This is a genomic window from Pseudomonas sessilinigenes, assembly GCF_003850565.1.
In the GTDB taxonomy this organism is placed as follows: Bacteria; Pseudomonadota; Gammaproteobacteria; order Pseudomonadales; family Pseudomonadaceae; genus Aquipseudomonas; species Aquipseudomonas sessilinigenes.
The window spans coordinates 5,301,861-5,322,699 of record NZ_CP027706.1 but is presented as its reverse complement, the minus strand read 5'-3'; the positions used below and the strand labels follow the sequence as shown (position 1 = coordinate 5,322,699).

Genomic DNA, 20,839 nt, shown 5'->3' with positions numbered 1-20,839 from the left:
CAGCGGATAAACATGCGGGAGCCGGCTTGCCCGGCTCCCACGGTTAAAGGTTTATGCCTGCCAGATTGGCCACACCCAAGCGCCAAGGCGGGAGCCGCCCTGCCAAAGCACAACAGCTCCCACAGGGGAGCTGTTGTGCATCGCGTCAAATGCGCCGCTTGCGCTCAAGGGTCGGCACGCTGGATTGCGGCACCACCACGTGCTCCACCTGCCCCACCGCTGCCGCCATGGCTGCCAGCGTCGGTTGGGCGAGCAGCACGCGCAAGTCAGCGTCCAGCCCTTGCTTGCGCATCTGCTCGACCAGGCTGACCGCCAGCAACGAATGCCCACCCAGCTCGAAGAAGTGGTCATGACGCCCCACCCGTTCAACCTTGAGCACCGTTTGCCACAGCTGTGCCAATGCCACTTCCACCGGCCCCTCGGGCGCCTCGTAGGCACGGCTGAGCACCGCGTCCTGGTCCGGCGCCGGCAAGGCCTTACGGTCGACTTTGCCGTTGCCGGTCAGCGGCAGGCTGTCCAGTCGTACATAGGCGGCTGGCACCATGTACTCCGGCAACTGCCCCTGCAGGCGGGCGCGCAGAGCCTCGATATCCAGGCTTTCGCGTTCGGTAAAATAGGCCACCAGACGCTTGTGCCCTGGCTCGTCCTGGCGGGCCAGCACCACGGCATCCTTGACGCCGGGGCAGCCGGCCAAGCGGGTTTCGATCTCGCCCAGCTCGATACGGAAGCCACGGATCTTCACCTGTTGGTCGTTGCGCCCCTGATACTGCAACGTACCGTCGGCGCGCCAGGCCACCAGGTCGCCCGTGCGGTACATCAAGCCGCCGTCGCTGAACGGGTCGACGAGGAATTTCTCTGCCGTCAATTCAGGCCGGTTGAGGTACCCCAGCGCCACACCCTGCCCACCGATGTACAGCTCACCGGTCACCCCGACCGGCACGGGCTGCTGATGCGCATCAAGCACATAAGCGCGGCTGTTGCCGACCGGTTTGCCAATTGGAATGCTGCCCTCATCCGCCCGGGTGATCTCATGGGTGGTCGAGAAGGTCGTGGCTTCGGTCGGGCCATACCCGTTCAGCAGATGCCTAGGAGCACCGCCTTTGAGTACCCGGGCAATCACGCTCGGGTCCAGCACATCGCCGCCGACGATCAGGTAGCGCAGGCGCGCAAAGGCCTCCAGCAAACCCTCGGCGTATTGATGGAACAACCCGGCAGTCATCCACACCACGCTGACGTCCTGCTGCTGCAACAGGGCGGCAAACGCATGTTGCGTCAACAGCGTGTCCTGGTCGATCACCACCACCGCGCCGCCATTGAGCAACGGCGCCCAGACTTCCAGGGTGCTGGCATCAAACGCCGGGTTGGACGCGAACGCCACGCGGTCGTGCTGATTGAAATCGGCATAACCGTTATTGATCACCAGTCGTGTGATGGCTCGATGGGGCACCCGCACACCCTTGGGTGTACCGGTAGAGCCGGAGGTGTACATGATGTACGCCGCCGCCTCGCTACTGACCACCACCGCCGGCTGGTCATCAGGCAGTTGGCCCAAGTGGGCCTGATCCAGATCGAGCCGCTGCACCTGCAACGCCTTGCCCAGCCCGGCGTGGCTCAACAGCAACGTCGCCTGGCTGTCGCTGAGCATGAAGGCCTGGCGTTCGACGGGTGCATTGACGTCCAGCGGCACATACACCAGCGCGCATTTGCTCAGGGCCAGTTGGCTCACGAGCAGGTCAATCGAACGCTCCAGCAGCACGGCCACGCTTGACCCTTCCGGCATTCCCAGGCTGACCAGGTGATGGGCCAGACGGTTAGCACGGGCGTTCAGTTCGGCATAGCTCACCTGTTGCTCGCCATGCACCGCCGCCACGGCCTGCGGCTGCGCCTGTGCCCACGACTCGAACACCTGGTGCACCGGCATGCTCGCCGGATAGTCACGTACGGTGGCATTGAATCCGTGCAGCACATGCCTGCGCTCCTCTGCGGGCAGGATCGACGGGTGCTGGAAAGCAGCATGGGGAGCCTGCTCCAGGGCATCGAGCAGATCGCCCAGCACCGTGGTCATGTACCCCAGCACGCGCTGTGCACCGACCGACTGCGGCGCCAGGGCATTGACCCGGAAGTCCTCGCCCACATCGTCCACCGAAAGAATCAACGGATAGCTGTCGACCCCTTCCCCGCCGATCATTTCGATCCCTTCCCAGGCCGCCCGGCTGGCGTCGCTGGCGCTGGCCGAACCATGACGGTAATTGAGCAAGGCACTGAACAACGGCGCCGGCGCGGCAACCCCACTGCAGCGTTGAGCCAGGGTCAATGACGCATGCTCATGGGCGAGCAACTGGCTCAAGGCGGCATGGGTACGCTTGACGGCCACCGACACACTGTCATCGGTCAGGCGCACACGCAGCGGCAACGTATTGATGAACATGCCCAGGGAGCGGTCGGCGCCTTCGCCGGCCTGCAAGCGACCGAGCAACACCGTGCCGAACACCACGTCGTCGCGTGACGACACCGCACCGACCACCTGCGCCCATGCCCAGTGATACAGGCTGGCCGCACTGACGCCCAGTTGCCGCGCCTGCTGGCGCAGGCGCTGGCTGAACGCCGCGCCCAGCCAGTGTTCGGCTTCTTCGCTAGGGTCCCGTGCGCTGTCGATGCGTTGCACGCCAAACGGCAGCGTCGGCTCGTCGACATCGCCGAGCATCTGGGTAAAGAACGCCTCGTGGGCCGCGCGGTCCTTGCCCTGCATGGCCTGAGCGACATAGTTGCGGTACGGCACCGAAGCCCCGAGTTGCGCCTCACAACCACTCATGTGCGCTTCGATTTCCGCCACCAGCACGCCCATGGACGTGGCGTCATTGACCAGGTGGTGGAAGCTGAGCATGCCGATCCAGCGCTGATGCTGCGGATCATGGGCGAAGCCCAGATGCATCATCGGTGCCTGGCGGATGTCCATGCGGTGACGCCCCAGGCTGAAGTGCTCGCGCAGCTGCGCCAGCACCTCGCCCGCTTGCGGGATGAACTCCTCAACCGTCAGTGGAGCCTCGCGCCAGACCACTTGCACCGGTGCTTCCAGTTGCGCCCAGAACAGGCTGGTACGCAGGATGTCATGGCGTGCGATCACCCGTTGCAGGGCCTGGGCAAACCCTTCCAGGCGCTGGCGGCTGTCGAATGCGAACAGCGCATGTTGCTGGTACGGGTCGCCCTGTTCGGCGCTGATATGGTGGTACAACAAGCCCTCCTGCAGCGGTGCCAGGGCATAGATGTCCTGCACGTTGGCCACGCCGCCCGGGACACTGGCGACAATTCGCTCGATACTCGCCTGATCCAGTGTGGCCAGGGGCAGCAGGTCCGGGGTGATCTGCGTGCAATCCGGCTCGATCCGATTGCGCGGCACCGCCACTTCGTGACCGGCACCCACGGAAGCAGCGAGCGCTGCCAGGGTTGGCTGACTGAACAGCACGCGTACATCGGCCTGCAAACCGGCCTGGCGCATGCGTTCCACCAGGCCCACCGCCAGCAATGAATGCCCGCCCAGTTCGAAGAAGTTGTCGTGACGACCCACCTGCTCCAGCTTCAGCACTTCGGCCCAGATCTGCGCCAGGGTGGTTTCCACTTCCCCTTCAGGTGCCTCATAGCCACGGCTGATCAGCGCATCCAGCCCCGGTTCCGGCAGCGCCCGGCGGTCGAGCTTGCCATTGGCGGTGAGCGGCATATGGTCGAGCCGCACATAGGCGCTCGGCACCATGTACTCGGGCAATTGCGCCTGCAACCAACTGCGCAAGTCTTCGATCGACACGGCTTGCGTCTCGGTGAAGTAAGCGACCAGGCGCGCCTCGCGCGCCAGTACCACGGCTTCGCGAACCTGGGCATGCTCGCCCAGTCGGGTTTCGATTTCGCCCAGCTCGATACGCACACCGCGGATCTTCACCTGGTCATCGTTACGCCCCAGGTAATCCAGTGTGCCGTCCGGCAACCAGCGCGCCAGGTCGCCGGTGCGGTACATACGCGCCTGCGGGTCGTGGCTGAACGGATCCTTGAGGAAGCGCTCGGCGGTCATTTGCGCACGGTTCAGGTAACCGCGCGCCACCCCGGCCCCGGCCACGTACAGCTCGCCGGCAACACCGACGGGCACTGGCTGTTGATGCGCGTCCAGCAGGTACACCTGGGTGTTGGCCACCGGCCTGCCGATATGCAGCGCCTGGCCGGCCTCGACCACACCGGAGGTGGCGACAACCGTGGCCTCGGTCGGGCCATAGTTGTTGACCAGTTTGAAGCGCTGTGGCGTGTGGAACTGACGCAGGCGGTCGCCACCGACCAACAGGGTCTTGAGGGTCGGGTGTTGCAGGTTCTGGCTGAAGGCGTACTCCGCCACCGGCGTGGGCAGGAAGCTCACGTCCAGCGGCTGCGCCAGCCACCACTTGAGCAGCGCATCAATGTCTTCGCCGCCCTCCCGGGCCGGTGGCAAGTGCAGGGTGGCGCCCACGCACAGGGCTGGCCAGATTTCCCAAGCCATGGCGTCAAAACCGAACCCGGCAACGCTGGAGGTGTGGCTCCCGTGTCGCAGCTCAAACGTGTCGCAGTGCCAGTTCACCAGGTTTTCCAGGGTCTGGTGCTCAACCATCACGCCCTTGGGCAGCCCGGTCGATCCGGAGGTGTAGATCACGTACGCCAGGTGCGCCGGGGTGAGCCCGCTGACCTGCGGGTTACCCTTCGACGGCCCTTGCCACAGGCGACTGTCCAGCTCCAGCACTGGCGCGGTCACGGTCGGCAGGCGCTGCGCCAGGGCGGGCTGCATCAGTACGGCCACGGGTGTGCTGTCCTCCAGCAGGTAACTCAAGCGTTCGGCCGGGTGCGCCGGGTCGATCGGCACATAGCACGCGCCCGCCTTGAGAATCGCTACCAGCCCGACCAGCATTTCCAGGCTGCGCCGCGCGCAGATGGCCACGCGGTCGTCGGGCTGCACGCCCAGTTCGATCAACTGGTGCGCCAGCTGATTGGCCTGCCGGTTCAACTCGCTGTACGTCAGGCTTTGGCCCTGGTACACCACGGCCAGCGCGTGGGGGTACAGCTCGACCTGGGTTTCAAAGCGCTGGTGAAGGGTGTGCCCGACGGGGAAGTCGATCTGCGTGGCGTTGAAACCGCTCAACAATTGCTGGCGTTCATGAGCCGGCAGGATCGACAGGTGATGCATCGGCGTGTCCGCCGCGTGCTCCAGAGCCTGTACCAGGCCCTCGACCACACCCACGACATAGTCGCAGATGCGCTGCGCGCCCACCGAGGCCACCACCAGCGCGCTGAGGCTGAACGCTTGGCCTTGATCGTTGACGCTCAAGGTCAGCGGATAGTTGCTGTGTTCCTGTGCCTGCAACAGTTGCATGCCTTGCCAGGCCTCGGCTTCGGCACCGGACACCGGTGCGCCATGGCTGTGGCGATAGTTGAGCAAGGCACTGAACAGCGCCGTGGATTGCGCGACGCTGCTGCAGCGTTGCGCCAGGGCCAGCGAGGCATGCTCGTGGGCGAGCAGGCCGTTGAGCCGTGCATGGGTGGCCTTGAGCGCAGCCTGCACGCCGACACCTCCCAGGTCGACACGCAACGGCAGGGTATTGATAAACATCCCCAGCGCCCGCTCCGCCCCGTCGCCGCCTTGCATGCGGCCCATCAACACCGTGCCGAACACCACGCGCTCGGTACTCGACACCACACCCAGCACCTGAGCCCACGCCAGGTGGAACAGGCTGGCGGGGCTGACGCCCAGTTGCCGCGTCTGCACGCGCAGGCGCCGACTCAGCCCGGCGTCAAGCGGCATATAGGCTTCCTCTACCGGCTCGTCATCGGCAATCCCTTGCAGACCAAAGGCCAGGGTTGGCTCCTCAATGTCCGCCAGCTGTTCGCGGAAGAACCGCTCGTGCGCCTGCTCGCCCTGCCCCAGGCGGGTTTGCGCCACATAGTTGCGGTACGGCACCGGGGCCTGCAGCTGTGCCGTCTCGCCCATGAGGAAGGCTTGCATTTCCTGCTGCACCACCTCCATGGCCACGTGATCGAGGATCATGTGATGGAACAACAGCGTGGCGACCACGCGGCCATCGGTGGCCTCTTCGGCATACAGCAGCTGCATCATCGGCGCCTGGGTCAGGTCCAGGCGTGGCTGCCGGATATCCGGCGACGCACGCTGCACCGACAGCCGCGCAGTGCGCCACACCACCTGCATCGGTTGTTGCAGGCCCTCCCAAACCACGCTGGTGCGCAGGATGTCATGGCGTTCGATCACCTGTTGCAGCGCTGCGCTGAACGCGTGCAAGCGCTCGACGTGCTCGAAGGCGTAGCGCAATTGCATGACGTAAGGGTCGCCGTGCACCGCGCTGAGGTGGTGATAGAGGATGCCTTCCTGCAACGGTGCCAACGGGTAGATGTCCTGCACGTTGGCCGCGCCACCGCTGACTGTGGCGACGATGCGCTCGATGCTCGCCTGGTCAAGGGTGGCCAGCGGCAACATCGACGGCGTAATGCGGGTGCAGTCGGCCGGGATCAGGTTGGCCGGTACCGCCTGCTCTTCGCTCGCCCCCACCGATGCGGCCAGCGCCGCCAGGGTCGGCTGATTGAACAAGGTGCGCACGTCCGCCTTCAAGCCGGCTTCACGCATGCGGCCCATCAGGTTGACCATCAACAGCGAATGGCCGCCCAGTTCAAAGAAGTGGTCGTGACGCCCGACTTGCTCCACCTCGAGCAGTTCGCACCAGAGCCGCGCCAGGGTGACTTCCGTCTCGCCCACCGGTGCCTCGTACTCGCGCACCAGCACCGACGTGCTGTCCGGGTCCGGCAGCGCCTGGCGATCGACCTTGCCGTTGGGGCTCAGGGGGAGCGCGTCCAGCAGCACATACGCCTGGGGCACCATATAGCTCGGCAACTGTGCTTGTACCTGCGCTCGCAAGGCCTGGATGTCCAGGCTCGACGGCGCGCGGCAATAAGCGATCAGGCGCTCGTTGCGCACCAGCACCACGGCCTCCTGCACCTCGGCATGGGCGACCAGGCACGCCTCGATTTCACCCAGTTCGATGCGCAAGCCGCGCAGCTTGATCTGGTCGTCGTTACGGCCCAGGTATTCGATATTGCCGTCGGCCAGGTAACGCACCAGGTCGCCGGTTTTGTACAAGCGCCCGCCCGGGTTGAACGGGTCGGCCAGGAAGCGTTCGGCGGTCAGGTCATCGCGCCCCAGGTAACCGCGAGCCACCCCGGCACCACCGATGTACAGCTCACCGGCGACACCCAGCGGCAGCAGCTGCAGGTGCGCGTCGAGGACATAAGCGCGGGCGTTGGCGATGGGTTTGCCGATTGGCACCGCATCGAGCGGGCCTGGGTCATTGAAGGTCCAGGACGTGCTGTCGATGGTCGCTTCCGTCGGCCCGTACAGGTTGACGATGCCGTGGGTGGTCAGTGCACGGGCCTGCATGGCCAACTGCGGGTCAAGGGCTTCACCGCCGCTGAACAGGTAGCGGCAGCGCACGCCCGTCTCGGGCAATTGCACCAGCAGGCGCAACAGGCTCGGCACGAACTGGGCAATACTCACGCCCTGCTCCACCAGCGTACGCGCCATGTGCTCGACATCCCGCGAGGCTTCAGCCGGCAGCAAGACCAGCCGCGCACCGATGGCCAACGGTGTCCAGATTTCCCAAACCGACGCGTCGAACGCCACCGAGGTCCGTTGCAGGAAGCGGTCTGTGGCATCAAAACCAAAGGCATGGGTTTGCCAGCTGATGTGGTTGACCAGCGAGCCGTGTTCCACCATCACGCCTTTGGGGCGGCCGGTGGAGCCTGAGGTGAAGATCACATAGGCCAGGTCATGGGCCGTGGCCAGGGCGGGCGGATTGTCGAGCGGCTGCCCTGCCAAAGCGGCATCCGCCAGGTCAATCAGCGGCATGGCCGTATCGCCCAGCGCGCCACGGCTGGCGTCCTGCACCAGCACTGCCAGCGGCTGGCTATCCTGCAGGGCGAACGCCAGGCGTTGCGCCGGGTATTCGGGGTCCAGCGGCACATAGGCAGCCCCGGACTTGAGGATGCCCAGCAAGCCGACAATCAGCTCCAGGCTGCGTGGCATGCAGATCGCCACGCAGCTATTGGCGCCTGCGCCAAGGCTGCGCAAATAATGGGCGACGCGGTTGGCCTGCTCGTTCAGGTCGCGGTAGCTCAACTGCTGGTCGCCCAGCACCACCGCAATCGCCGCCGGGGCCCGAGTGGCCTGGGCCTCGATCATCTGCACCACGGTGGTATCGCGCGGGTAAGCGGCGTCGGTGGCGTTAAACCCGAGCAGGGTCTCGCGCTCGGCGGCGGGCAATACCGACAGTTGCGGCAAGGCCGTGCGAGGCGCCATTTCCAGTGCATTGGCCAGGTTATCCAGGCTGATCAGCAGGTAGTCCAGCAGGCGCTGCGCACCGATTGCCCGCGGTGCGCGCGCGGTCAGGCGGAACTCACTGCCCAGGTCATCGACTTCCAGCACCAGCGGGTAGCTGACGATGCTGTCGCTTTCCAGCCCGACGATACCTTCCCAGGCCTGTTGGCTGTGTTCATCAGCGGCCGTGATATGGCGGTAATTGAGCAGGCTGTTGAACAGCGGCGTTGGCGCGGCCACCGCGCTGCAGCGTTGCGCCAGGCTTAACGGCGCGTGCTCATGGGCCAGCAATGCCGACAACCCGGCGTGGGTGTGCTTGAGTGCTGCCTTGACCTGCAGGCCGGCCATTTTCACGCGTAACGGCAAGGTGTTGATAAACATGCCCAAGGCCCGGTCGGCGCCCTCACCGGCTTGCAGACGGCCCAGCAGTACGGTGCCGAACACCACGTCATCCTGGCCCGACACGGCGCCCAGGATTTGTGCCCACGCCAGGTGATACAGGCTGGCCGCACTCACCCCGGCCAAACGTGCCTGGGCCCGGATACGCAGCCCCAGCGCTGCCGGCACGTTGCCGAGCACTTGCTCGCTGCTCGCGGCGTCCATGGTGTCGAGCAAGCCGAACGCCAGGGTCGGCTGGTCAAAGTCGCCGAGCATGTCGCGGAAAAACGCTTCATGGGCGGCGCGATCCTTGCCTTGACGGGTTTGCGCCACGTAGTTGCGATACGGCACGCTGGCGGGCAACCGGTGCTGCTGGTCGAGCATATGCGCTTCGATTTCCGCCGTCAGCACACCCAGCGAAGCGGCGTCATTGACCAGGTGATGGAAGACCAGCATGCCGATCCAGCGTTGCTGGCGGGGGTCATGGGCGACCCCAAGGTGCATCATCGGCGCGCGGCGCAGGTCCAGCGGGAAACGGCTCGGGTCGAGTTGTTCACGCACTTGCGCAGCCACGTCGCCGTCTTCATCCACATTCAATGATGTGAGCCCCAGCGGCGCCTCGCGCCAGACCACCTGCACCGGCGTTTCCAGGCCGTCCCAGACCAGGGCGGTCCGCAGGATATCGTGACGGGCAATCACTGCCTGCAAGGCCTGGGCAAATGCATCCAGGCGCTCGCGACTGTCAAATGCAAACAGCGCGTGCTGCTGGTATGGATCGCCGTGGCTGGCGGTGACGTGGTGATACAACAGGCCTTCCTGCAACGGTGCCAGCGCATAGATATCCTGCACGTTGGCCACGCCGCCCGGTACACCGGCGACCACACGATCAATGCCCGCCTGGTCCAGGTTGGCCAAGGGCAGCATGTCAGGCGTGATGCGCTCACAGCCCAGGCCGATGCGATTGGCCGGTGCCGCGGTCATGCGCCCGTTATCGACGGCCGCCGCCAAAGCGGCGAGTGTCGGCTGGCTGAACAGGACCCGCACATCGGCGCTGAGCTCGACCTGGCGCATCCGCTCGATCAGGCTGACCGCCAATAGCGAATGGCCGCCCAGTTCGAAGAAGTTGTCGTGGCGCCCGACTTGCTCAACCTTGAGCACATCGGCCCAGATCTGCGCCAACAGGGTTTCGATTTCCCCCTGGGGCGCTTCGTAGCCACGGCTGAGCAGTGCGTCCTGATCCGGCGCTGGCAAAGCCTTGCGGTCGACTTTGCCGTTGTTGGTCAGCGGCAGGCTGTCCAGACGTACGTAGGCGGCCGGAACCATGTAGTCCGGAAGTTGATCGTGCAAATGATCGCGCAGCGCTTCGATTTCCACTCGGCTGCGTTCAGTGAAGTAGGCCACCAGGCGCTTGTGCCCTGGTTCATCCTGACGGGCCAGTACCACCACGTCCTTGACCTGGGGGTGTTCGCCCAGGCGCGCTTCGATCTCGCCCAGTTCGATACGGAAGCCGCGAATCTTCACCTGCTGGTCGTTACGCCCCAGGTACTGCAGGGTGCCATCGGCACGCCAGGCCACCAGGTCGCCGGTGCGGTACATCAGGCCGCCGTCGTTGAACGGGTCGACCAGGAAGGCGTGGGCCGTCAGGTCGGTACGGTTCAGATAACCCAGGGCCACGCCCTGGCCGCCGATGTACAGTTCGCCCGCGACACCCACCGGCACCGGTTGCTGACGGGCATCCAGCACGTAGGCCCGGCTATTGCCGACCGGCTTGCCGATCGGGATGCTGCCCTCGTCCGCACGCAGAATTTCATAGGTGGTCGAGAAGGTAGTGGCTTCGGTGGGGCCGTAGCCGTTCAGCAGGTGCTGCGGTGCGCCGTCCTTAAGCACGCGGGCGATCACGCTTGGGTCCAGCACATCGCCGCCGACAATCAGGTAGCGCAGTTGCGGGAATACCGGCAGCAAACCTTCGGCGTATTGATGGAACAGGCCAGCGGTCATCCACAGCACGCTGACCGACTGCTCTTGCAGCAAGGTGGCGAAGGCCTCACGGGACAACAGCGTGTCCTGATCAACCACCACCACTGCGCCGCCGTTGAGCAACGGTGCCCACACGTCCAGAGTGCTGGCGTCGAACGCCGGGTTGGAGGCGAACGCCACGCGGTCCTGCGGGTTGAATTCGGCATAACCGTTGTTGATCACCAACCGTGTGATCGCTCGGTGAGGCACCAGCACGCCTTTCGGCGTACCGGTGGAGCCGGAGGTGTACATGATGTAGGCCGCGGTTTCCGACGACTGCTCCAGGGCCGGGTTGTGCTCGGATTCCGTGCTCAGATCGAGGCTGTCCAGGTCCAGACGATGGCCAGCCACCTCGGTTGTGCTGGTGGTCAACACCCAGCGGGCGCCGCTGTCTTCGATCATGAAGGCTTGGCGATCCGTCGGCGCATTCACATCCAGCGGTACATACACCGCCGCGCACTTGCTGATCGCCAACTGCGCCATCAGCAAATCCAGGGAGCGTTCCAGCAGGATTGCCACCCGCTCACCCGGTGCTGCGCCGAGCTCCAGCAGGTGGTGGGCCAGTTGGTTGGCCCGCGCATTCAGTTCACCATAGGTCAGTGAAACTGCACCCTGCACCGCCGCCACGGCGTGCGGGGTTGCCGCTGCCTGCTGCTGGAACACGTCGTGCACGGTCTGCCCGTCGGGATAGGCACGTGCCGTGGCGTTGAATGCCTGCAGCACTTGCCGCGCTTCTTCCTCCGGCAACACCGTGACGTGCTCCAACGGCAGCTGCGGCGTCTGCTCCAGTGCCTGCACCAAGTGCGTGACGGCGGTCAGCAGGTAGTCACAAATGCGGCGCGCCTCAATCGGCGAGACCACCAGCGCGCTGAGATTGAACTGCTCGCCCAGGTCATCGACGCTCAGGGTGATGGGGTAGTTGGTGCGTTCTTCGGCGTGCAGCAGGTACATGCCGTGCCACGCCTGGTCCATCTCCACCGCGTCTTCGACCCCGGCACTGTGGCGGTAGTTGAGCAAGGCATTGAACAACGGCGTGGTGGCCGCGACCCCGCTGCAACGCTGGGCCAGGGCCAGTGAGGCATGTTCATGCCCCAGCAATGCCGTGAGCCGCGCATGGGTGGACTTGACCGCCCCCTGCACGCTGACCTGTGCCACGTCCACGCGCAGCGGCAAGGTATTGATAAACATCCCCAGCGCCCGGTCCGCCCCCTCGCCGCCTTGCATGCGCCCCAGCAGCACGGTGCCGAACACCACATTCTGACGACCCGACAGCGTGCCCAATACACGGGCCCAGGCCAGGTGGAACAAACTGGCGGCACTCACGCCGGCCTGACGCGCCTGCTCACGCAGCCGCAGGCTGAGGTCGACGTCCAGCAAGTGCGTGGCCTCGCCCACACCGTGACCTTCGCCCTGCACATCCTGCAGGCCGAACGGCAAGGTGGGCTCATCGAGGGTACCGAGCATCTCGCGGAAAAACGCCTCGTGCTCCGCTTCGCTGCTGCCCAGCCGGGCCTGCGCCACATAATTGCGGTAAGGCACGGCATGCCCCAGCGCCTCGCCGTGGCCCAGCAGGATCTTGCGCATTTCCTGCTGCACGGTATCGAGCGCGGTGTGGTCCATGACCAGGTGATGGAACATCAGCACCGCGACGATGCGCCGGTTGGCCGGGTCCTGGGCGTAGACCATGCGCATCAAGGGGGCCTGAGTCAGGTCGAGGCGATAGTGACGGGCGTCGAAACGCTCGCGCAGTTGCGCCAGCACGTCACCTGCCGCTGGGTCGCATACGACCTCCTGCACCACCAGTCGGGCCTTGCGCCACACCACTTGCATCGGGCTTTCCAGACCTTCCCAGACCAGACCGGTACGCAGGATGTCATGCCGGTCGATGACCGCTTGCAGCACATCGGCGAAGACCTGGAAACGCTCAAGGTTGTCGAAGCCGTAGCTTGATTGCAGCAGGTAAGGGTCGCCTTCGTCGGTACGGATATGGTGGTAAAGCACCCCTTCCTGCAACGGCGCCAAGGGATAAATATCCTGCACATTGGCCACGCCGCCCGGTACCGAGGCGACAATGCGGTCGATGCCGGCCTGGCTCAGTTGGGCCAGCGGTAACAGTGCCGGGGTGATGCGCTCGCAGTCAGGGGTAATCAGGTTGGCCGGTACGGCCACCTCGCGTCCGCTGCCAACCGCAGCCGCCAGCGCGGCCAGGGTTGGCTGGCGGAACAACACGCGCACATCGGCGCTGAGCTCGACCTGACGCATCCGCTCGATCAGGCTCACCGCCAATAACGAGTGGCCACCGAGTTCGAAGAAATTGTCGTGGCGCCCTACTTGCTCGACCTTGAGCACATCGGCCCAGATCTGCGCCAGCAGGGTTTCGATTTCGCCTTGGGGCGCTTCGTAGCCACGGCTGAGCAGTGCGTCCTGATCCGGCGCCGGCAAGGCCTTGCGGTCGACTTTGCCGTTGTTGGTCAGCGGCAGGCTGTCCAGGCGCACATACGCGGACGGGACCATATAGTCCGGCAGCTGGTCATTCAGATAGTCGCGCAGGGTTTCGATGTTGATGGTTTCGCGTTCGGTGAAATAAGCCACCAGGCGCTTGTGCCCCGGCTCATCCTGACGCGCCAGTACCACCACGTCCTTGACCTGCGGGTGTTCGCCCAGGCGCGCTTCGATCTCACCCAGTTCGATACGGAAACCACGGATCTTCACCTGCTGGTCGTTACGCCCCAGGTACTGCAAGGTGCCGTCGGCACGCCAGGCCACCAGGTCTCCGGTGCGGTACATCAGGCCGCCGTCGTTGAACGGGTCGACCAGGAACGCATGGGCCGTAAGGTCGGTACGGTTCAGATAACCCAGGGCCACGCCCTGGCCGCCAATGTACAACTCGCCGGCGACACCCACTGGCACCGGCTGCTGACGGGCATCCAGCACATAGGCGCGGCTGTTGCCGACCGGCTTGCCGATGGGAATGCTGCCCTCGTCCGCACGCTGGATTTCATAAGTGGTCGAGAAGGTGGTGGCTTCGGTGGGGCCATAGCCGTTGAGCAGGTGCTGCGGTGCGCCGTCCTTGAGTACGCGAGCGATCACGCTTGGGTCCAGCACATCGCCGCCGACAATCAGGTAGCGCAGTTGCGGGAATACCGGCAACAGGCCCTCGGCGTATTGATGGAACAGGCCAGCGGTCATCCACAACACGCTGATTGACTGCTCTTGCAGCAAGGTGGCGAAGGCATCGCGTGACAACAACGTGTCCTGATCAACCACCACCACTGCGCCGCCGTTGAGCAACGGTGCCCACACGTCGAGGGTACTGGCATCGAAAGCCGGGTTGGAGGCGAACGCCACGCGGTCCTGCGGGTTGAATTCGGCATAACCGTTGTTGATCACCAGCCGCGTGATCGCCCGGTGCGGCACCAGCACGCCTTTCGGAGTGCCGGTGGAACCGGAGGTGTACATGATGTACGCCGCAGTTTCCGACGACTGTTCCAGGCTCGGGTTGTGCTCGGATTCCGCGCTCAGGTCGAGGCGGTCCAGGTCCAGACGATGGCCAGCCACCTCGGTCGCGCTGGTGGTCAGCACCCAGCGGGCGCCGCTGTCTTCAATCATGAAGGCTTGGCGATCTGCCGGGGCGTTCACGTCCAGCGGTACATATACCGCTGCGCACTTGCTGATCGCCAACTGCGCCACCAGCAAATCCAGGGAACGCTCCAGCAGGATTGCCACCCGCTCACCCGGCGCTGCGCCGAGGCCCAGCAGGTGGTGGGCCAGGCGGTTGGCGCGGTTGTTCAGTTCACCATAGGTCAGTCGCTGCCCATCCTGCACTGCGGCCAGTGCCTGAGGCTGCGTGGCCACGAGCGCTTCGAAAACCCCGTGCACCGTCAGCGCGGCAGGATACGCCCGTGTGGTGGAGTTAAAGGTCTGCAGCACCTGTTCGCGTTCAGTCGCCGGCAATATCGCCAGGGCCTGCAGCGCCGTGGTCGATGACTGCTCCAGCGCCTGCACCAACTGCTCCAGCGCCTGGTGTACAAAGCCGCACACCCGTTGCGCGCCGATCTGAGCCAGAGTCAGTACGGTCAAGCTGAAACCGTCACCCCACTCGTCCACGTTCAAGGTCAGCGGGTAGTTGGTGCGCTCCTCACCGCCGAGCCCTTCCATACCCTGCCAGGCTTGCTGGACTTGCTCGGAGCCCTCGGCCACGGCGCTGTGCCGGTAGTTCAGCAATGCACTGAACAACGGCAAGGGCGCGGTCACCTGGCTGCAGCGTTGCGCCAAGGCCAGCGACGCGTGTTCATGCCCCAGCAACGCGCTGAGGCGCACATGGGCCTGGCGCACGCCGGCACGGGCATCGCGGTGGTCGATATCAAGACGCAGGGGCAAGGTATTGATAAACATGCCCAATGCCCGTTCCGCGCCTTCACCGCCGAGCATTCGGCCCATCAGGACGGTGCCGAACACCACGTTCTGCTGGCCGGTCGCGGCCGCGAGCACCTGTGCCCAGGCCAGGTGAAACAGGCTGGCGGCACTGACGCCAAGCTGACGCAACTGGCCACGCAGGCGCCGATCGAGTTCGGCATCGACCACCAGGTGCGCTTCTTCGATATGTTGGGCATCGCCTTGCACATCTTGCAGGCCGAAGGGCAAGGTCGGGGTATCGATATCCCCGAGCAGCTCGCGAAAGAACGCCTCATGCTCCTGCTCGCTGACACCCAGGCGCGCCTGGGCCACGTAATTGCGATAAGGCACCGGTTCGGCCAGTTGCACAGCCGGGTCCACCAGGTAGGCCTGCATTTCCTGGCTGACCACCTCCAGCGCGGTATGGTCCAGGGCGATGTGGTGGAACAGCAGAATCGCCGCCACACGCTGCCGGGCCGGGTCCTGGGCATACACCAGTTGCATGAGCGGCGCGCTGGCCAGGTCGAGACGATGTTGGCGGGCCCCAAACCGTTGCTCAAGCTGGGCCATCACATCGTCGCCTGTCTCTTCCAGCGGCACCTCTTGCACATCCAACTCAGCCTTGCGCCACACCACTTGTACCGGGGCCGGCAGGCCTTCGAGCACAATCGCGGTGCGCAGGATGTCGTGTCGATCGATCACGCGCTGCAGCGCCTGGGTAAATGCCTGCAAACGCTGCATGTCGGCAAAGCTGAAGCGCGCCTGCAGCAGGTACGGATCACCCTGCTCGGCGCTGAGGTGATGGTACAGAATGCCTTCCTGCAGCGGGGCCAGCGGGTAGATGTCCTGCACGTTGGAGGCGCCACCCGGTACGCTGTCGACAATCCGGTCAAGGCTGGCCTGGTCGAGGCTGACCAGTGTCAGCAGGTCCGGGGTAATGCGCGTGCACCCGGGCTGAATGCGGTTGGGCTCGACCGTCACTTCACGGCTGTGGCCAACGGCAGCGGCCAATGCTGCCAGGGTTGGCTGGTTGAACAGCACGCGCACGTCGGCCTGCAAGCCCGCCTGGCGCATGCGGCTGATCAGGCCGACCGCGAGCAACGAATGCCCGCCAAGTTCGAAGAAATGATCATGGCGGCCCACGCGCTCGACCTTGAGCACTTCGGCCCAAATCTGTGCGAGTGCGACTTCCACCTCACCCACCGGCGCCACGTAGTCACGGCTCAGTTGTGCGCTTTGATCCGGTTCCGGCAGCGCCTTGCGGTCCAGCTTGCCGTTGGCCGTCAGCGGCAGGTTGTCCAGGTGCATGTAGGCCGCCGGGACCATCGCGTCCGGCAATTGGGCTTGCAGGTAGCGGCGCAGCTGCTCGATATCCAGCGCCTGACGCGCGGTGAAGTACGCGATCAGACGTCCGTCGCGGGCAATCACCACAGCCTCGCGCACATCGGGATGTCCGCCCAGGCAGGTCTCGATTTCGCCGAGTTCGATCCGCACACCGCGGATTTTCACTTGGTCGTCGTTACGCCCCAGGTAGTCAAGGCGGCCGTCAGCCAACCAGCGCACCAGGTCGCCGGTGCGGTACATGCGCGCCTGCGGGTCGGTGCTGAAGGGGTCTTTCAGAAAGCGTTCGGCGGTCATTTGCGCACGGTTCAGGTAACCGCGGGCCACCCCGGCACCGCCCACATAGAGTTCACCGGCGACGCCCAGCGGCACCGGCTTGAGTTGTGCGTCGAGCACGTACACCTGGGCATTGGCCACCGGCTTGCCGATGTGCAGGGGCTGCCCGGCTTCGATCACGCCGGAGGTCGCTACAATCGTCGCTTCGGTCGGGCCGTAGTTGTTGACCAGGGTGAAGCGCTGCGCCTGGGTGAACTGGCGCAGGCGGTCGCCGCCGATCAACAGGGTCTTGAGGGTCGGGTGTTGCAGGTTCTGGCTGAAGGCGTATTCAGCCACCGGCGTAGGCAGGAAACTGACGTCCAGCGGCTGGGCCAGCCACCAGGTGAGCAGCGCATCGATGTCTTCGTTGCCCTGCGCCGCCGGTGGCAGATGCAAGGTGGCGCCCACGCACAGCGCCGGCCAGACTTCCCAGGCCATCGCGTCAAAACCAAATCCGGCGACGCTGGACGTGTGGCTGCCGGCGTTGAGGTTGAAGGCCTCGCAATGCCAGTTCACCAGGTTGTCGAGGGTCTGGTGCTCAACCATCACGCCCTTGGGCAAACCCGTGGAACCGGAGGTGTAGATCACATACGCCAGGTGTGCCGGGGTCAGGCCGGCAATCTGTGGGTTGGCGCGCGCGGGGCCTGCCAGCAACAGGCGGTCAAGTTCGAGTACCGGTACGCTCATCGCTGGCAAGCGCCCGGTCAGCCCCGGTTGCACCAGCACCACCACCGGGGCGCTGTCTTCGAGCAAGTAGCCGATGCGGTCCGGTGGATGGGCCGGGTCGACGGGTACGTAGGCCGCGCCGGCCTTGAGGATGGCGACCAGACCCACCAGGGTTTCCAGGCTGCGACGCGCACAGATCGCCACGCGATCGTCCGGCTGCACGCCCAGTTCGATCAGGCGATAAGCCAGGTGGTTGGCTTGCTGGTTCAGTTCGGCATAGCTCAGCGTCTGGCCCTCGTACACCACCGCAGGCGCCTCGGGGCTGCGTTCTGCCTGCTGTTCGATACGCTGGTGAATGGTCAAACCGCGTGGGTAGTCGGCATGGGTCTGGTTGAAACCTGCCAGCACCTGTTGGCGCTCGGCATCCGGCAACACCGACAGCAGGTTGACGGGAGCCTGCGGGTTTTGCTCCAGCGCCTGGATCAGATGGTCCAGGGCGGTATGCATGTAGCCGCAGAAGCGTTGTGCGCCCAGCACCGGCAAGGCCTGAACGGTAAAGGAAAAACCGTCGCTGTACTCATCGACGCTCAGTGTTAGTGGGTAGTTGGTGCGTTCTTCGGTATGGAAGAATTCGATGCCGCGCCAGGCCTTTTCGGCCTCGTCACTGGTGTGGGCCACCGTACTGTGACGATAGTTGAGCAAGGCACTGAACAAGGGTTGCGGTGCGGCGACGCCACTGCAGCGTTGCGCCAGCACCAACGGTGCATGCTCGTGACCGAGCAATGCGGTCAGCCGTGCATGGGTGGCCTTGAGCGCCGCCTGGGCGCCTTGTTCAGCGATATCCACCCGCAGCGGCAAGGTATTGATGAGCATGCCCAGCGCGTGCTCGGCGCCCTCGCCTGCCTCCATGCGCCCCAGGAACACCGTACCGAACACCACGCGCTGTTTGCCGGTGACGGCCGCCAGCACTTGCGCCCAGGCCAGGTGGCACAGGCTCGCGGTACTCACGCCCTGCTGACGGGCCTGTGCACGCAGGCGCAGGCCCAACGTCGGCGCGACGGCCAACACGGCCTCCTCCAGGGCATTGCCATCGCCCTGCACATCTGCCAGGCCGAACGGCAGTGTCGGCTCGTCCACCTCGCCGAGCATGTCGCGAAAGAACGCTTCGTGCTGTTGTTCAGTTACGCCCAGGCGCGCCTGCGCCACGTAATTGCGGTACGGCACCGGTTTGCCCAGTTGCGCGGCGTGGCCCAGCAGGTATTGCTGGATTTCATGCTGCACCACGGCCAGCGCGGCATGGTCGGAGATGATGTGATGCAACATCAGCAAGGCCAGCCAACGCCCATTCTGTGGGTCATGGGCATAGGCGATGCGGATCAGCGGTGCCTGGCTGATGTCGAGGCGAAAGTGCCGGGTGTCGAAACGCTGCTCCAGTTGCTGGCGAATATCACCGTCAGCCGGGTCCAGCACGAGCTCTTCAACCTGCAACTGGGCCTGGCGCAGCACGACTTGGTGGGGCTCGTCGAGCCCGTCCCAGATGACGGCGGTCCGAAAGCTGTCATGCCGATCAATCACGCATTGCAGGGCCTGGCTGAAATCGTCCAGGCACTGGCGGTTATCCATGCCGATGACGCATTGCAGCACGTAGGGATCGCCCTGCTGCGCCGACAGGTGGTGGAACAGAATCCCCGATTGCAGCGGCGCCAGCGGGTAGATGTCCTGGATGTTGGCGGCCCCGCCGGGAATGTTCGCGACGATAAGGTCGATGGCCGCCTGGTCGAGTGTGGTCAGCGTCAGCATGTCCGGCGTGATCCGCGTGCAACCGGCGACGATGCGGTTGGCCGGAATGTCCACCTGCCCGGCGCGCTGTGCCGTGTACTGCCCGGCATTGATCAAGGCGATCAGCGCCGCCTTATGCTCACGCAGCGAGGCGAGCACACTCGGCTCCTTCAGTGCCTGCTTGTTGCCCTGTACGACGAGCTGGTCACCCTTGACGGAGAGCTGAACGTCTTTTTCTTTTAATGTCGCCAACAGTTCGAGAACACTCACAGGACCATCTCCATTCTTTCGGTAATTTCGGCGTATTCCCAGAGCGTGGGTTGCTCGAACAGCGCCTTGACGTTCGCATCGATGCCATCCTGGCGTAACCGCCCGATCAGGCTGACAGCCAGCAGTGAGTGGCCGCCCAGTTCAAAGAAGTTGTCGTGACGACCGACTTGCTCCACCTCGAGCAATTCGCACCAGAGCCGTGCCAGGGCGATTTCCGTCTCGCCCACCGGTGCCTCGTACTCGCGCACCAGCACCGACGTGCTGTCCGGGTCTGGTAGCGCCTGGCGATCCACCTTGCCGTTGGGGCTCAGGGGCAGCGCGTCCAGCAGCACATACGCCTGGGGCACCATGTAGCTCGGCAACTGTGCTTGGACCTGCGCTCGCAAGGCCTGGATGTCCAGGCTCGACGGCGCGCGGCAGTAAGCGATCAAACGCTCGTTGCGCACCAGCACCACGGCCTCCTGCACCTCGGCATGGGCGACCAGGCACGCCTCGATTTCACCCAGTTCGATGCGCAAGCCGCGCAGCTTGATCTGATCGTCGTTACGGCCCAGGTATTCCAGCGTGCCGTCGGCCAGGTAACGCACCAGGTCGCCGGTTTTGTACAAGCGCCCGCCTGGGTTGAACGGGTCGGCCAGGAAGCGTTCGGCGGTCAGGTCATCACGCCCCAGGTAGCCGCGAGCCACCCCGGCACCACCGATGTACAGCTCACCGGCGACACCCAGCGGCAGCAGCTGCAGGTGTGCGTCGAGGACATAGGCGCGGGCGTTGGCGATGGGTTTGCCAATCGGCACCGCATCGAGGGGGCCTGATTCATTGAAGGTCCAGGACGTGCTGTCGATGGTCGCTTCCGTCGGCCCGTACAGGTTGACGATGCCGTGGGTGGTCAGTGCACGGGCCTGCATGGCCAACTGCGGGTCAAGGGCTTCACCACCGCTGAACAGGTAGCGGCAGCGAATACCGGTCTCGGGCAATTGCACCAGCAGGCGCAACAGGCTCGGCACGAACTGGGCAACACTCACGCCCTGCTCCACCAGCGTACGCGCCATGTGCTCGACATCCCGCGAGGCTTCAGCCGGCAGCAAGACCAGCCGCGCACCGATGGCCAACGGTGTCCAGATTTCCCAAACCGACGCGTCGAACGCCACCGAGGTCCGTTGCAGGAAGCGGTCTGTGGCATCAAAACCAAAGGCATGGGTTTGCCAGCTGATGTGGTTGACCAGCGAGCCGTGTTCCACCATCACGCCCTTGGGACGGCCGGTAGAGCCTGAGGTGAAAATCACATAAGCCAGG

The 20,839-nt window shown here is 64.8% G+C and carries 2 protein-coding genes (1 of these 2 running past the window's edge); both read right to left on the bottom strand.

Annotated elements, in window-relative coordinates; all coding sequences use genetic code 11:
• Nucleotides 1–145 precede the first annotated feature (145 nt).
• The gene (locus C4K39_RS24540) at nucleotides 146–19,546 is read right to left on the bottom strand and encodes a non-ribosomal peptide synthetase (protein WP_124347618.1); all 19,401 of its coding nucleotides are present in this window, start codon (nucleotides 19,544–19,546) and stop codon (nucleotides 146–148) included.
• Nucleotides 19,543–20,839 carry the end of a non-ribosomal peptide synthetase gene (locus C4K39_RS24535; RefSeq protein ID WP_124347617.1) on the bottom strand. The gene runs 17,945 nt beyond the window's last position, so only the last 1,297 of its 19,242 coding nucleotides appear in the window; the start codon falls outside the window, past its right edge; the stop codon is at nucleotides 19,543–19,545. The genes C4K39_RS24540 and C4K39_RS24535 overlap by 4 nt, the downstream gene beginning before the upstream one ends.